The sequence below is a fragment of the Nostoc sp. CCY 9925 genome, from assembly GCF_963920935.1.
GTDB lineage: Bacteria > Cyanobacteriota > Cyanobacteriia > Cyanobacteriales > Nostocaceae > Nostoc.
In genome coordinates this window covers 93,008-107,972 of sequence record NZ_CAWUDO010000014.1, presented here as the reverse complement: position 1 = coordinate 107,972, position 14,965 = coordinate 93,008, and the positions used below count along the sequence as shown (strand labels likewise).

The 14,965-nt window shown below is 42.1% G+C and carries 13 protein-coding genes and 1 pseudogene; 6 read left to right on the top strand and 8 right to left on the bottom strand.

Annotated elements, in window-relative coordinates:
- Positions 1-130: 130 nt before the first annotated feature.
- The 5 genes from ACM0OY_RS10480 to ACM0OY_RS10460 all read right to left on the bottom strand — a co-directional run bounded on the left by ACM0OY_RS10480 (position 131) and on the right by ACM0OY_RS10460 (position 4,319).
- Positions 131-562, bottom strand: coding sequence for a F0F1 ATP synthase subunit B' (locus ACM0OY_RS10480; protein WP_414568790.1), 432 nt, complete (start codon positions 560-562; stop codon positions 131-133).
- Positions 563-895: 333 nt separating this feature from the next.
- Positions 896-1,144 carry an ATP synthase F0 subunit C gene (gene atpE, locus ACM0OY_RS10475; RefSeq protein ID WP_019493624.1) on the bottom strand — a complete coding sequence of 83 codons (249 nt, stop codon included), beginning with the start codon at positions 1,142-1,144 and terminating at the stop codon, positions 896-898.
- Between the two features lie 215 nt (positions 1,145-1,359).
- Positions 1,360-2,121 (bottom strand): F0F1 ATP synthase subunit A, encoded by a 762-nt coding sequence (gene atpB / locus ACM0OY_RS10470; RefSeq protein WP_185566232.1) that lies wholly within the window; start codon positions 2,119-2,121, stop codon positions 1,360-1,362.
- A 60-nt stretch (positions 2,122-2,181) separates the two neighbouring features.
- Positions 2,182-2,667, bottom strand: a complete 486-nt coding sequence (locus tag ACM0OY_RS10465; protein WP_414568789.1) for an ATP synthase subunit I — start codon at positions 2,665-2,667, stop codon at positions 2,182-2,184.
- A 461-nt stretch (positions 2,668-3,128) separates the two neighbouring features.
- Positions 3,129-4,319 carry a class I SAM-dependent methyltransferase gene (locus ACM0OY_RS10460; protein WP_414568808.1) on the bottom strand — a complete coding sequence of 397 codons (1,191 nt, stop codon included), beginning with the start codon at positions 4,317-4,319 and terminating at the stop codon, positions 3,129-3,131.
- A 289-nt stretch (positions 4,320-4,608) separates the two neighbouring features.
- Between ACM0OY_RS10460 and ACM0OY_RS10455 the strand changes: the two genes are divergently transcribed.
- Positions 4,609-5,433 carry a hypothetical protein gene (locus ACM0OY_RS10455; RefSeq protein WP_414568788.1) on the top strand — a complete coding sequence of 275 codons (825 nt, stop codon included), beginning with the start codon at positions 4,609-4,611 and terminating at the stop codon, positions 5,431-5,433.
- A gap of 340 nt (positions 5,434-5,773) precedes the next feature.
- Positions 5,774-6,508: a 2-phosphosulfolactate phosphatase gene (locus tag ACM0OY_RS10450; RefSeq protein WP_414568787.1), complete on the top strand. Its 735-nt coding sequence runs from the start codon at positions 5,774-5,776 to the stop codon at positions 6,506-6,508.
- Here ACM0OY_RS10450 and ACM0OY_RS10445 read toward each other — a convergent pair whose 3' ends face one another.
- Positions 6,509-7,060, bottom strand: a complete 552-nt coding sequence (locus ACM0OY_RS10445) for a hypothetical protein (RefSeq protein WP_414568786.1) — start codon at positions 7,058-7,060, stop codon at positions 6,509-6,511. It abuts the gene before it with no gap.
- 110 nt (positions 7,061-7,170) lie between these two features.
- Positions 7,171-7,698, bottom strand: a complete 528-nt coding sequence (locus tag ACM0OY_RS10440; RefSeq protein WP_414568785.1) for a hypothetical protein — start codon at positions 7,696-7,698, stop codon at positions 7,171-7,173.
- 508 nt (positions 7,699-8,206) lie between these two features.
- Between ACM0OY_RS10440 and ACM0OY_RS10435 the strand changes: the two are divergent.
- From ACM0OY_RS10435 to ACM0OY_RS10420, 4 genes and pseudogenes are all read left to right on the top strand, one after another.
- Positions 8,207-11,518 (top strand): annotated as a pseudogene (locus ACM0OY_RS10435) (phycobilisome rod-core linker polypeptide); the annotation flags it as partial.
- Positions 11,519-11,921: 403 nt separating this feature from the next.
- Positions 11,922-12,410 (top strand): allophycocyanin subunit alpha, encoded by a 489-nt coding sequence (apcA, locus tag ACM0OY_RS10430; protein WP_414568784.1) that lies wholly within the window; start codon positions 11,922-11,924, stop codon positions 12,408-12,410.
- A 62-nt stretch (positions 12,411-12,472) separates the two neighbouring features.
- Positions 12,473-12,961, top strand: coding sequence for an allophycocyanin subunit beta (apcB, locus tag ACM0OY_RS10425; protein ID WP_190876488.1), 489 nt, complete (start codon positions 12,473-12,475; stop codon positions 12,959-12,961).
- Positions 12,962-13,187: 226 nt separating this feature from the next.
- Positions 13,188-13,394: a phycobilisome linker polypeptide gene (locus ACM0OY_RS10420; RefSeq protein WP_073640732.1), complete on the top strand. Its 207-nt coding sequence runs from the start codon at positions 13,188-13,190 to the stop codon at positions 13,392-13,394.
- 82 nt (positions 13,395-13,476) lie between these two features.
- On the opposite strand, the gene ACM0OY_RS10415 is transcribed toward ACM0OY_RS10420, so the two are convergent.
- Positions 13,477-14,475 (bottom strand): hypothetical protein, encoded by a 999-nt coding sequence (locus ACM0OY_RS10415; protein ID WP_414568783.1) that lies wholly within the window; start codon positions 14,473-14,475, stop codon positions 13,477-13,479.
- Between the last annotated feature and the right edge of the window lie 490 nt (positions 14,476-14,965).

The following is a 14,965-nucleotide window of genomic DNA, read 5'->3' as shown; positions in this document are numbered from 1 at the left end:
AATAAATCCTGAAGGGAAATCAAGTATCTTTATCCCGAAGGAAAAAAGTGCCTTTTTTTGACACTTAATTTAGCGCTCTGGAACTAGTGCCCAGCTGCGCCTATGCTGACACAGGAATATTCCTGTAAGCTTATCTAACTACAGGTTGTCCCAATAGTTTTTCTAGGATCTGTCTACTTAGAGCATCAACTCGTTGCTCTAAGGTACGCAAAGCTTCCTGCTTTTGTTGTTCTATTTCAACAGCAGCTTGTTCTCGTTGAGACTGAGCTTCTTTTTGTGCCTCAGCGATTTTTTGGGCAGTAATTTTCTTAGCTTCAACTTGAGCTGCTTCTACAGTGGCTTGCGATTGTCTGCGAGCATCTGCGATCTGCTGCTCATATTCTGTGGCTAACCGCTCAGCTTTCGCCAAGCTTTCCTTTGCCTCAAGGGTATTCGTTCGGATGTAATTATCGCGATCGTCTAGTACCTTGGTGAGTGGCTTATAGAAAATTACATTCAACAAAGCTGCCAATAGCAGGAATTGCAATGCCATGAAGGGCAAGGTAGCATCGAAATCAAACATTTCTCTCCTCTTTGGCTGGAGTAGCAATTTTCATGGCTAGCAAAATCATCCAACCTTTGATATTTTAGAGACCCATAGCCAACAAGGGTCAAGGGATTTTGGATCGCGCAGCGTTAGCGACGTAGGAGCGTCTTTATAGATTGACAATTTTAGATTTGTTCTACCGACAAGCTTACAGGTATGTACTGAAAACTATCGAGCTTCTAAAATCCAAGTTGCGCTTTCAGCGCATTTTTGGTCCGACCCAAAATCTAAAATTGGTAATGCCCAAAATCTCCTAGACTGTAGAGGCGTGATGGTTCACGTCTCCACACTCACAAAAACTTTGAGGTCTTATGCTGAGAAGGGGTTAGCAAACAGCAGCACCAGAGCAATAACCAGACCGTAAATGGTCAGGGATTCCATGAACGCCAAGGTTAATAGCAGAGTACCGCGAATTTTTCCTTCTGCTTCTGGTTGACGGGCAATACCTTCTACTGCTTGTCCAGCAGCGTTACCTTGACCAATACCAGGACCAATTGCAGCTAAACCGATTGCTAGAGCAGCAGCTAGAACTGAAGCAGCAGAAACTAATGGATCCATTTTGATTTTCCTTGGTTTGATTACAGAACTAACAAATGTACGTTAACGATTAGAAACGTGGTTTTCACGCTGCACCGAGTTCTCTAAGTCGCTATTGCGACGTTTTGAGCGCATACCGCTCTTGGAACTGTGCTATCAACTGAGAAGCTTAACAGTATCAGTTATCAGTTGTCAGTTGCGCCGCAAGCTTGATAACTGTTGACTGTTGACTGAATTTAATGCTCCTCATGCTCTTCTCCGCCATGTCCCTCCATTGCCTCATGAATGTAGGCTCCGGCTAAGGTAGCAAAAACCAGGGCTTGGATGGCACTGGTAAATAAACCTAAGGCCATTACAGGCAGAGGTATAAATAGAGGAACTAGCAGCACCAGCACCGCTACTACCAATTCATCCGCCAATATATTCCCAAATAGACGGAAGCTTAGGGAGAGGGGCTTAGTAAAATCTTCTAGGATTGCAATCGGCAACAGCACGGGTGTTGGCTCTATATATTTCTTAAAGTAGCCCAAACCCCGCTTGCTAAAACCCGCGTAAAAGTACGCTAAAGAAGTGAGCAGTGCCAATGCAACAGTCGTATTGATGTCATTGGTGGGAGCTGCCAATTCTCCCGAAGGTAGCTTAATCAGCTTCCAGGGAATTAGTGCACCTGACCAGTTCGATACGAAAATAAACAAGAACAAAGTACCAATAAATGGCACCCAAGGGCGGTACTCTTTCTCACCAAGTTGGTTTTTTGCCAGATCTCGAATAAACTCTAGAGCATATTCCATCAAATTTTGGATGCCCTTGGGAATTCTCTGGGCGTTGCGAGTAGCAGCTATTGAAGCCACTACTAAAATGCTAATCACAAACCATGAGGTGAGAAAAACTTGCCCATGAATTTTAAGATTGCCCAACTGCCAGTAGAAATGATGACCTACTTCTAATTCGGCGAGGGGAAAAGAATTAAAGGCGTTTAAGACACTAAGCATTTGCATTCTTCAAGCATTTTCCCCAACGAGCGAGGATGGGAGTATTGTCTTTGTCAGCCTGATTTTTTAAGAATCAGGAATGAACGCAGTTTGCACCATGTAGACGAAGAGCGTGGCTTTATAAGTTAGAAACCCCAAAAATATGGGCAAAATCTTTAGCTCATGCCATTGAGTTGCCAATACAAACACCCCAATAAACAGAGCAAAGCGAGTTTTGCTCAGTCGGGTTTTCTCACTACCGAGTCGCTCAACATCTTTAGCCAGCATTTTTAAGTAAACCACACCTGTACACGCTCCAATCAAATAATTGAGAGCAATGTTTAAGGAATAAAAAATCCACACAGAGATAAAAATAATCCCCGTCAAGACAAGTGTGATTACCAATAACCTCTGGAAAAGTTGATAAAACTCTCCCATCGAGTTATCTGATTCTGTGTTCTCAGAATCAGTTTTAGCATCTTGTCGTGTCGTCGTCGGAGTCGGTGCAATTGGTTCTTCTGACAAGCTCACGGGACTCGAAACTAGTACAGTTAAAGGATAATGACTGCACATTCAGTCAGCTGAATCATATCACGATCCGGTAACAATACTTTAGAAAAAAACAATTAACTTCTTGCAAACGTGAAAAACTAAACAAAGTTACGCTCTCTTGCAATAACAGAGCCTTTGATGATGGAATAGGGTAGAATGAGCAGTAATTAACACTTAATGCCCGGACAATTCCTAATTGTTGCAAATTTTGGCTTTTTTAGTGAACGATCGCCCTCCAAGGTTTTTGTTTTATTCAGCATCTTGGTGTTGAAACTAAGTCGGTGTTGAGGAGTACAGGCGCTGACTGCAAAGCAGAATTTGTAGGGTAGCGCCTTGTCTTTAGACATTGCACCATTGCTGAATTCCAAAAAATTCCAAGTTTTTCGGATGTGCAACACCCAGTTTTTGGGGCACTTTTCTAATCTACACCAGATTGGCGAAAAGTCGTGATGGGCGATCGCCCATGACCAAAAGTATAAATTCTACTGCGATGAAGCTGGTGTCAATAAAATCAACTGCTGTTGGATAAGCTTTCTGACTGCATCTAATCCCAATTCCAGGTTTGCCAAAATCTCTGCCACTGTGGAATTAGCATCACACCTTTGCATAAATTCAAACTCTGGAACTGACAACTTAACAATCTGATAATCGTAATTAAAGAAAGATTGGCTGGGAAATCCCTCAATACAAGGGTTAAGTTCCGGAATTGCTGCCAATAGGGCGTTATCGTCTGACCAGTCGGCTTTAATTAGGGGAGGACGGCCGAGGAAAAACTCGTAATGACTGACTTCGGGATCTAGTAATTCTATCAGCCGATAACGTTGGCGATCGCTCAACTCTTTAGCCCGTTCTACCAACTCTGGCGCTTTACCCAAAAGTCTCTCTAAATCCCAAAAATTCGGATTCGAGAAACCAATAAACTCCAATCCCGAACCATCGATTAATTCAAACAGCGTCTCGATGTTGTAATCAATTTCCTGGGGATGAACGTACATATCAGCAAAGTGTTCGTCCTTGTGGTTTTCTAACGACCAACGCTGTTTTTCATATTTGACAATTCGATTATTTTCTGGTAGTGAAGCGAATATCTTTCGTCCAACTTGGACACCATCGCGGTAGTCGCCTTTTTTGTCACCTTGGAGAAGTGCGATCGCTTTTTGCATGAGTTGAATTTCCCAGCGTCCCAACTCACCGTAGACAAAAATGTGCATTAAGCCGCCTGGAGCTAACTTTCTCGCCAAGGCTTGAATACCACCAATTGGGTCGGCAGTATGGTGCAAAACACCTACACAGTTAATTAAATCAAACTCACCTGGTAACTGTTGGGCATCAAACAAGCTGAGGTGATGAAACTCAACGCGGTTAGCACCGGAACGCTGACAACGTTCTTTTGCTATATCCAAAGCACCGCTACTGAGGTCAATTCCCACAACAGTAGCCTGAGAATTGAGGTGAACCAAGTACTCAGTACTCACACCGGTACCGCAACCTGCATCTAAAATGCGGACATCTTGCTTTTGGGGTTTTTGACCTGTGCAGAAGTTATAAGCGGCTAACCAATTCCAGCGCCAATTATACCCCGGTGGTGGTTCGTCTAACAGAGCTTCCGGCGGAAAGGGATAGGTATTGTAGAGTTTGGCAACGGCAGCACTAACAGTTTGGGAATCGGACATGATGAGGAATAACGCAGCAGTTTTGAGTGTAGCGAATGCTGGACACTTCAAGTAAAAAGATATCAGAGGAATTATTTTAACGTGAGTTCGACGGATAGAAAAGCCCAAAAAACCCTCAATTGACATTTACCCAAAAGATTTACCCGCACTACCTCCTGCCGTTTTTTAGTTCGTCGAACTCACGTTATTGTTACATTATTGCTGTATCAAAAAATCCTGCTTACACTTAAGATTAAGGAAAATATAAAGGTAAAACCTAAGTAGTACTACCTAAAGCAGAATTGGTAAGATGATAATCATTAAAGTCGTTCACTCTAATTCAAATCACGAGGTTCAAAAGAAATTACTTGCTCTTGAGAATTATGATGTAAAAAGTTTTGTTCGTAAGCGACTACCTATTGAAAAGTCGCTTGTAGAATCAGGAAACAAAGATTTATTGACAAGAATAACTGAAGTAATGGAACGTACTGTTTCAAAGCTTATAAACGATATTCGTAGTCAATTTGAAGAGGAAAACGTCGAGATTCTATCTCTCGAAGCCGCGAGGCAAAAATATCCGACAACTCATAATCTTTCAATTGGAACTTATACACTTCATCCCTATGACTCTAAAAAGCTAACTCGTCTTGAACATTACCACTCTAATCTTGCACTTGAGAAAGATGATGAGTTGATTGTGCTTCTGGGAAGAATGGGCGCTAAAACCCTAAAGATAACAGATAATGAAAGTTTCGATAAATCCAGATCCGGCAACTTAGGAGTAACTAATGTGGCAGTGGCTGGTACTAGAGTAGATGCAGAACTTTCCAAAAAAGTGGAAGCAGGTAAAGATTTGCTTGTTACCTTTGAAGGTAATATCGTTGACATTGATCCAACTCTTTTAAAACAATCATTGTGGTTTGCAAATGATAGTAGGCTTAATGCCATTTTTGAAAGCAGACGATTTAGCCAAAATAAAATAGAAAGCTATACATTACGAAACACATATACGGAAACCTTCGATTTTGATTTTGTTCTAGCATCAAGGTATTTGGCGGTTGATTTTGATTTAAAGGCTGAATATCGTTCGTTGAGTAAGAAGGAAAGATTTTTCCATCTTGAGTTTGGGAGGTAGAGTTAGCGTTCGCGTCATAACAATCCTGCTACATCAGTTATTTGTCAGTTACAGAGTGTTATAAACGCACAAATTTAACCCAAATAAACTGGTTTTAAACTCTTGATTCACTCTAAATCTGTGTAAGCAGATATAGTTAAAATAGTTCCGTTATTTATAATGGCTAGAATACCGATTCAGAAAATGTATCTTGTAATCTAGCAGGAGCTAAGACTAATTTATCTGATGAATTAGCCCTGTTAATAGTATTTATTCTTCCCCATAGTTGTTCAGTAGCTTTACACTAGCTTACTTATTTATGGTTGAATTTTTATAATATTGTATAAAAGCGATCGCTCTTATGATTTACGACCAATCAGAGTTTAATTTACGCTGTGAATGGGGCGCACAAGGAGTTTCTCAACTTGCTTCTATCAGTGATGTAGTGATAATAGTTGATGTTCTTTCTTTTTCTACTTGTGTAGAAATTGCCACGAACAATGGTGCGATAATTTTTCCCTACGCATATAAAGATGAATCAGTTATAGATTATGCCAAGTCACTACAAGCAGAATTAGCGAGTCATAGACAACGTTGGACAATAACTGGATATTCTCTTTCTCCAAAGTCACTAGAAAAAATTCCTGCTGGAACTAGATTAGTTTTGCCTTCACCTAATGGTTCTTTTTTAACTTTGCATACTGGAAAGACACCAACTTTGGCTGGCTGTTTGCGAAATTGCCAAGCTGTAGCCCAGTTTGCTCAAAAATATGGCGATAAAATCGCAGTGATTCCTGCTGGTGAGAGGTGGAAAGATAATGGTAGCCTCCGGCCTGCTTTTGAAGATTTGATTGGTGCTGGGGCAATTCTTAGCTATTTACCTGGTAGTTTATCCCCAGAAACCGAAGCAGCCGTAGCAGCATTTCAAGCTTTCCAGCACGATTTAGTAGGATACTTGAAAAAATGCAGTTCTGGTAAAGAGTTGATAGAAAAAGGTTTTGAACCAGATGTTGAACTTGCGGCTGCTTTTAATGTTAGTAATTGCGTACCTTTATTGACTGGTAATGCTTATATAAATTCTGGGTTACAGAGTTAATTAAACGTCACATTGATTAGTTTGACAATATTTTGCACTATCTATGTTTTGCTGCAAATTATTCAAGGGAATTATTTGAAATCCGGAAATACTAGGTGCATCAGCTGTAGCCTCGAAATCAGAAGCGCTGTAGGCAAACTTTTGCCCACGATAAAACTGTTCGTGAGCAACTTTGGTGACGTAGCGAGAATTTTTGAAGTCATTAGCAATATTAGAACCATAAATGTCTTGAAGCAATTTGACTGCTTTGACATTTTTCTTGGTGAATTTGAGCTTGGAGTCACCATTTATAGATATGGTCTCATGAGTCACTATCCTTTGATTACTTTCGTGAACTGTCACATAAAAACTCAAATTTGCCTTAGTACCGTAATAAATTAAGGTTTCGTGACCATATTCTAGGGTTGGTAGTTGGGGTTTGGTTTTTAGCCAGCTCAAGACAGTGTTAATATTTTGTCCTGGTAAGGCATTGGCCGGAGCAACGGCAAATGTGATTGCTAGGGTGGACAAAGTGGCAAAGTGCAACAAGTTAAATTTATTACTTTTGTTCATAAATATTTTTTTACTACGACAGTTTTAATCAAAAATCTGAAATTGGGGCGTTCTTGAATTGCGGTATGAATCCACATGTAGAGACCTTGCATTGCAATGTCTCTACACAGTCAAATGTCGCATTGATTCGTTTGACAATATTTTGCATTATCAATAAATTCTTGCAAGTTTCTCAAAGGGATTATCTGCAATGATGACCCGCCTTGCACCTCAGCGGTGATGTAAGCAAACTTTTGCCCGCGATAATATAGGTCACGACCAATTTTGGTCACGTACCGAGACTTCTGGAAGTCATTGGCAATCTGAGAATTATAAATATTTTGTAACAATTTTACGGCATTGGCATTTTTTGTGGTGAATTTGAGACCGCTACCACCAACAGTGATTCCTTCTTTTGTTACTGTCCCATCTTCAGAGGTGACATCAGCATAAAAGTACAGTTTTCCCTTTGTACCCTCATAGCCGTGGGCTTCGCTGTTGTATGTCAGAGTGGGTAGTTGAGATCTCGTTTTTGCCCACTTGACAACGCTGCTGACATTTTGACCTGGAAGCGCATTTGCAGGAGTAACAGCCACTATAACTACTATGGCAGACGCAGTAGCATTGAATAAGTAGTTAAATTTAGAACTTTTAAGCATAGTATTTTTACAATAAACAATGATGATAGCTAAAGCTTGAGCCTTTCTAATCTCAGAATCTTTCCAGAGCGATGTTATTTATAAATATTCAGCTATTAGTAGCAAAAACAACTTAACACTGACTAGTGGTTACTGTCCACTGGTGTTACAGATTGTAGGGTGGACATCAAGCGATTAGACATTTGGCGTTGTTTATTCGGCATTAGCCACAGGACAAACGACAAATGACAAATGACTAACTACTTAGTTACAAAACTTAGTTTTGTCTCAGACAAACAAGATTATCTATTGGGATTTGATGCATTAAAGCTACATATTCTACATACTTCTTAATAAACCAGCCTTGATAACCCAAAACGTTTTAATCTAAAAGCTAACTGGGTTAATTTACTGGCAGTTTTGCAGGCAGTACTCTTAGGCTAATAAGCATAGACGCACCGATGTGTCAAGCCTCAAAGCGACCCAGACTTAACACATAAATGATTATGATGGGAGTTTTACAAATCCGATGAGTGTTAAGGCAAGTGGTGGAAGCTCAGTTGCGCGTCCGCAACTATATCAAACCCTAGCTGTAGCTACAATTACCCAAGCGGAGCAGCAAGACCGCTTTTTGGGCACTGGTGAACTAAATGAACTGGCAAGCTATTTTGCATCTGGTGCAAAGCGTCTAGAAATTGCCCAGACGCTCACGGATAATTCCGAGATTATCGTATCTCGAGCTGCCAACCGGATTTTTGTCGGTGGTTCGCCAATGGCTTTTTTAGAAAAGCCCAGAGAACCAGAACTAGTAACTGCTGGTGCTGGTAGTGGTGATGTTCAACAAGGGATGCAGCTGGGAACAATAACTTACGTTGAAAGCCGTGGTGGGTTCCTAGAAAATTTACGCTCAATCTTTAACTCATCCCCCAGCGGCCCAACACCTCCAGGTTTTAGACCAATTAACATTGCTCGTTATGGTCCGAGCAACATGGCCAAGAGCTTGCGGGATTTATCCTGGTTCTTACGCTATGCTACTTATGCGATCGTTGCTGGCGACCCCAACATCATCGCCGTGAACACACGCGGTTTACGGGAAATAATTGAAAATGCCTGTTCTGGTGAAGCGACACTGGTGGCTTTGCAAGAAATTAAAGCCGGGTCACTTTCCTTTTTCCGTAAGGATGCTGAGGCTACAGAAATTGTCTCTCAGTACATGGATGTTTTGCTTACAGAATTCAAAGCAGCCACACCTTCCAATAAACTGCGCCAACGTCCCTCTAGCGACCAACAAGGCTTACAACTGCCACAAATTTACTTTAATGCGGCAGAACGACGTCCCAAGTTTGTGATGAAAACTGGGTTGTCAGCTAGCGAAAAAAATGAGGTAGTCAAAGCAGCCTACCGACAAATCTTTGAGCGCGACATTACCCGTGCTTACAGCTTGTCTATTTCTGACATAGAATCCAAAGTCAAGAATGGCGACATCTCTATGAAGGAGTTTGTTCGCCGTCTAGCTAAATCTCCCCTTTACCAAAAACAGTTTTACCAGCCTTTTATTAACAGCCGAGTCATCGAACTAGCTTTCCGTCACATTCTGGGACGGGGACCAAGTAGCCGCGAAGAAGTACAAAAATATTTCTCGATTATTTCTATCGGTGGTCTGGCAGCTTTAGTAGATGCCTTAGTAGATTCTGCTGAATACAGCGACTATTTTGGTGAAGAGACAGTACCTTACCTCCGGGGTCTGGGTCAAGAAGCCCAAGAATGTCGTAACTGGGGGCCGCAACAAGACCTGTTTAACTACAGTGCGCCTTTCCGCAAGATACCTCAGTTCATCACCACATTTGCGGCTTACGAGCAACCGCTACCTGATCAGCATCCTTACGGTTCTGGTAATGACCCCTTAGAAATTCAGTTTGGGGCGATTTTCCCGAAAGAAACTCGCAACCCCAGCAACAGTCCGGCTCCTTTTGGCAAGGATACCAAGCGCATCCTGATTCATCAAGGGGCAGGGATTAATAACCAAAACAGTAATCCTAAGGCACGGGGTGAAGCTCCCGGTACTCTTGGACCTAAGGTGTTCAAACTGGATCAACTGCCTGGAACTATTGGCAAAAAGGCTGCTAAAGGTTCTAGCATCAGATTCTCCGAAAGCTCTACCCAAGCAGTTATTAGAGCTGCTTATCTGCAAGTTTTCGGCCGGGATGTTTACGAAGGTCAGCGGCAAAAGGTATTGGAGATCAAGCTGGAAAACGGCGACATCTCTGTGCGGGAGTTTGTCCGTGCTTTGGCTAAGTCGGATGTATTCCGCAATCTTTACTGGTCATCGCTGTATGTTTGTAAAGCGATCGAGTACATTCACCGCCGCTTGTTGGGTCGTCCTACCTACGGTCGTCAAGAAATCAATAAGTACTTTGATATCGCTGCTAGACAAGGCTTCTACGCTGTGGTTGACGCCATCATTAACAGCGTAGAATACAGCGAAGCATTTGGTGAAGATACAGTTCCTTATGAACGGTATCTGACCCCTAGTGGTGTAGCAGGGCGACAATTGCGCGTTGGTAGTATTCGTGAAGATATTGCCCCGAAAGTCCAGAAGGAAGTAACGCCGAGCTTTGTGACACTGGGTACTGTCAGTGAAAAGCGGTCAGAACCAGATATTCAGTTCCGCATTAACCAAGGTGTTAGCAAGCAGCGCGAACAAACCAAAATCTTCAAGTTGGTGGCGAATACCAGTGACAAAGTTGCAGTGCAAACTTTGATTAGCGCTGCCTATCGTCAGATTTTTGAGCGCGATGTTGCACCCTACATCGCTAAAAATGAATTTACGGTGTGGGAAAGCAAGCTGGGTAACGGCGAAATCAGTGTAAAAGAATTTATTGAAGGTTTGGGTTACTCGAATCTCTACCTCAAAGAATTTTATACACCCTACCCCAACACCAAAGTAATTGAGTTGGGAACCAAACACTTCCTCGGACGTGCTCCACTAGACCAAGCAGAAATCCGCAAATATAACCAGATTTTGGCTACTCAAGGTATTCGTGCCTTTATTGGTGCTCTGGTAAATAGTGTGGAATATAACCAAGTATTCGGTGAAGATACTGTACCTTACCGTCGCTTCCCGACCTTACCAGCGGCAAACTTCCCGAATACCGAGAAGCTTTACAACCAGCTAACCAAGCAAAATGACGATGTAGTTGTACCGAGCTTTAAGGCTGTGCAACCACGTACAGGATCTAGTGATACGCCGCTTATAGCCCAGGCGATCGCAGATATCGCAAGCCAAAAGGCGATCGCGGACAAACAGCCCTCCTATGCTGAACTAGGTCGTTCTTACAGTAGTGGTAGCGGACAAACTGTAGAAGTAGGTGTGCGTAAACATGCACGTATTTACCGTTTAACGGAAAGTACAAGCCCAGCCGAAAGGCAACAGGCAGTTAACGCCATTTACTCTCAGGTATTGGATATCTATAGCGGTCAAATACCTGATAATTTCCGCCTGAGTGGCCTAGACAGCAAACTCGAGAATGGTGAAATTTCCGTCCGCGAGTTTGTGCGCCAACTGGCTAGTTCTGAAATCTATCGCCAGCGCTTCTTTTCACCTTATCCGTCTGCCAAGGTGATTGAGTTCCTCTTCCGTCATCTATTGGGACGTGCACCGGCGACTCAAGAAGAAATTAAGCAATACAACAAGCTGCTAGATGATAGCGGCTTAACAGCGGCTGTAGAAGCAATAGTTGAAAGCCCAGAATATGCCCGTTACTTTGGTGAAGATGTTGTGCCTTACAACCGCTTCCCATCCCTGCCAGCAGGTAACTACCTTGGCAGCGTACAGGCAGCTGAGTAGGGGCTAGGGACTGGGGACTGGTAGGTAAACTTTCAGTCCCCAATTACCAGTAATACCCAATCCCCAGTCCCCAATACCCAGTACCCAACAAGCTTTGCAACCTTTCGTAATACTGCTCTCAGATTGCAGCTAGACAGTGAAATCTGAAAAGTAATATTACAAAGTGTTAAGAGCAGTCATAAATGCTCAACAGAATGCCGGAAAATGTTTTGCGGAAGGTAGCTGAGTTTAAAAGCTTGTGTACTTATGTTGACTCAAGCAAACTCGTAATTTATTAGCCGTAGCAGTTATAAAACTGTTGTGTCTAAAACGACGAGAAAATAAACTCAGTCAACCAAATCAAAGTTGCACCAGTTTAATCAAATCCTGGTTTCATTCGTATTGGAGGAATCCATTAATGAGTATCGTCACGAAAGCGATCGTGAATGCTGACGCAGAAGCACGCTACCTCAGCCCTGGTGAATTGGATCGGATCAAATCCTTTGTTGCAGCTGGTGAGCGCCGCCTGCGGATTGCTCAAGTTTTGACAGACAATCGCGAACGGTTAATTAAAGGAGCTGGCGATCAACTGTTCCAAAAGCGTCCTGATGTTGTGTCTCCTGGTGGTAACGCCTACGGTCAAGAATTGACTGCTACTTGTCTGCGTGACCTAGATTACTACCTCCGCCTCGTTACCTACGGTATCGTTGCTGGTGATGTTACCCCCATCGAAGAAATTGGTGTTATCGGCGCCCGTGAACTTTATAAGTCCTTGGGAACTCCTATCGATGCTCTTGCTGAAGGTATCCGCGGAGTCAAGGCTGGTGCTGCTGGCCTGCTGTCTGGTGATGACGCTGCTGAAGCTGGTAGCTACTTCGACTATCTAGTTGGTGCTTTACTAGGTTAAAGCTGTTTACTCGGCATCAAACAGAAGTATTGCAATACAGTTGGAAATAAGGAATTAACAACATGGCTCAAGACGCAATTACCGCTGTCATTAACTCCGCAGACGTTCAAGGTAAATACCTCGACTCTGCTGCTTTAGAGAAGCTAAAAGGCTATTTCTCTACTGGCGAACTGCGGGTACGTGCTGCTAGCACCATCAGCGCCAACGCTGCTACGATTGTCAAAGAAGCTGTAGCAAAATCTTTGCTGTACTCTGACATCACCCGTCCCGGTGGCAACATGTACACCACCCGTCGCTATGCTGCTTGCATTCGTGACTTAGACTACTACCTCCGCTATGCCACCTACGCTATGTTGGCTGGCGATCCTTCGATTTTGGATGAGCGCGTACTCAATGGCTTGAAGGAAACCTATAACTCCTTGGGTGTACCTGTTGGTGCTACTGTACAAGCTATCCAATCCATCAAAGAAGTAACCGCCAGTTTGGTAGGTTCTGACGCCGGTAAGGAAATGGGCGTTTACTTAGACTATATCTCCTCTGGCTTAAGCTAAGAGCTAGTTTGCGCTTAAGAATTTAGGTGCGGCTTTATTAAGGTCTGGAAATCAATCGTGAGTGCTAGAACGTTATATTGCTTATCTTGGTCAATTATCAGTGATGAGTGTTGGTGGTCTAGTATTGATGTTTGATTTCCAGCCTTTGAAAGATTAATTTAAAGATTTGCACTCAAGATTTAGAGATAAAAAAGTTTCCACAAACAATACAGGAGATTTTCACAACATGGCCCGTTTGTTTAAGATTACTGCTCTAGTTCCTAGCCAAACCCGAATTCGTACCCAACGCGAACTACAAAATACTTACTTCACTAAGCTAGTTCCCTATGAGAACTGGTTCCGCGAACAGCAACGCATTCAAAAAGCAGGCGGCACAATCATCAAAGTGGAACTAGCAACTGGTAAACAAGGTGCTAATACTGGTTTGTCGTAATTGCTGTAGACAGAACATTTTTTTTAGGGAATTGGTAAGAGGTCGTTCTCGACCTCTTTTTTGTTATTCGTATTTCTGAAAATTAAAAGTCAAACATATTTACCAGGCGATACCCACGAGTGTAAAGCGGAACTGGAGCGCCAATATTCTGCCTATTTTTAGCCTGTTCAACAGTTTCATCAAACACAATCAGGGTTTCATTGCCAACTTTTAGCCAATCTTCATAAGGCACGCTCATATCTTCTTCAAAACCTGCAATACTAGGTGGTATCATTGCCCGGTAAGCTTCGTTGAATTTCCTGCGGAACCGAAAATCTACTGAAATTCTCAAACTTTCAGTCTTTCGTCTTACTGTTTGGTGTAATCCACGGGCATCATTAAAGTACATCGTACCGTGTTGTAATTGTGCTTCAGTGTAGGAAACAACCATTGGAATATCTCTACCTTCAGCAAAGTCTGACATTACCCGCATAGCCTGTAATTCCATTTCCCGGGGCATTTCACCAGCTTCAATGGTTATATTATCGATGTCGCCAAATAGTGGCAGAACCACTACAGTCGCATCGGCGGGAACACCTGCCCAGACATCGCTATGGCACTTCGAGCTAGCAAAGGGCAAACCCAACTTTGCCGAGTCAGTTTTGCCGTAGACCATGCGGAGATTGACTGGTAAATCTACTGCATCGATTAAGTCATTTGCTCCTAGTTGATAAAAAGCCTCAGCTACGCTTTTTTGAAAGAGGTTAAATGCCAGAGTGTGTTCCCGCTTCGGCATTAAAAGACCAGTGCCGGTGTAGTTCGGCAAAGTATTTCTTGCTTCCATTAGCCGTTCAAGCATTTCAGCTTCGGAAAGAATGATGGGACTGTTCAGACAAACTGATATATAAGCCGCAGCAGCAACTCGGATTTGCTGGAATAATTCAGGCTTTAATGTGTGTTCAAACAGCAGTCGATACTGGCGTCTCGTAGCCATTTTATCAGCCAGTTCATCAAAGAGGCGATCGCCAAGCTGAGAAAATGCGATCGCACGCTCATATTCTAAGCTGGATACTGATGATTCTACTGGCAGTTTTGTTAACATTATTTCTCCCAAAGTTCTTGTTAATTAGTTAAATAAGTGATGTATCCAAAGCTAGTTCGTCGTCAAAACGAGTTTGGTTATTATAAATTAACAAGATTATTTTGCAGATACTTCGTCAAATATACTGTTTTCCTTATCGTATTTATCTTGATTAAAATAGCAAATTTTAAGTATTTTAATAAAGCAGAGATAAACTTAAAACTTAAAGATATAGAAGTAGTTACATGTAAGGTATTTTTTAAATTAAAAATGTCAAAAATTTATAAAGTTAAATAATTTGGAGTTACTTTTTTTGAAGAGCTTACGAAGTCAATCAAAGTTAGGCTCGCTATTTCTTGAAATCATTCAATTTAAAATACAGCAAACACCTCAGATGAAAATCGGTAAAATCAACGTTAACAGTAAAAATATTAAATGCTAAAAATATATATATCCGTATTTAATGCTGATAGTTTTGCAACTCTGAAGATAAACCTAAATCAAATATAAA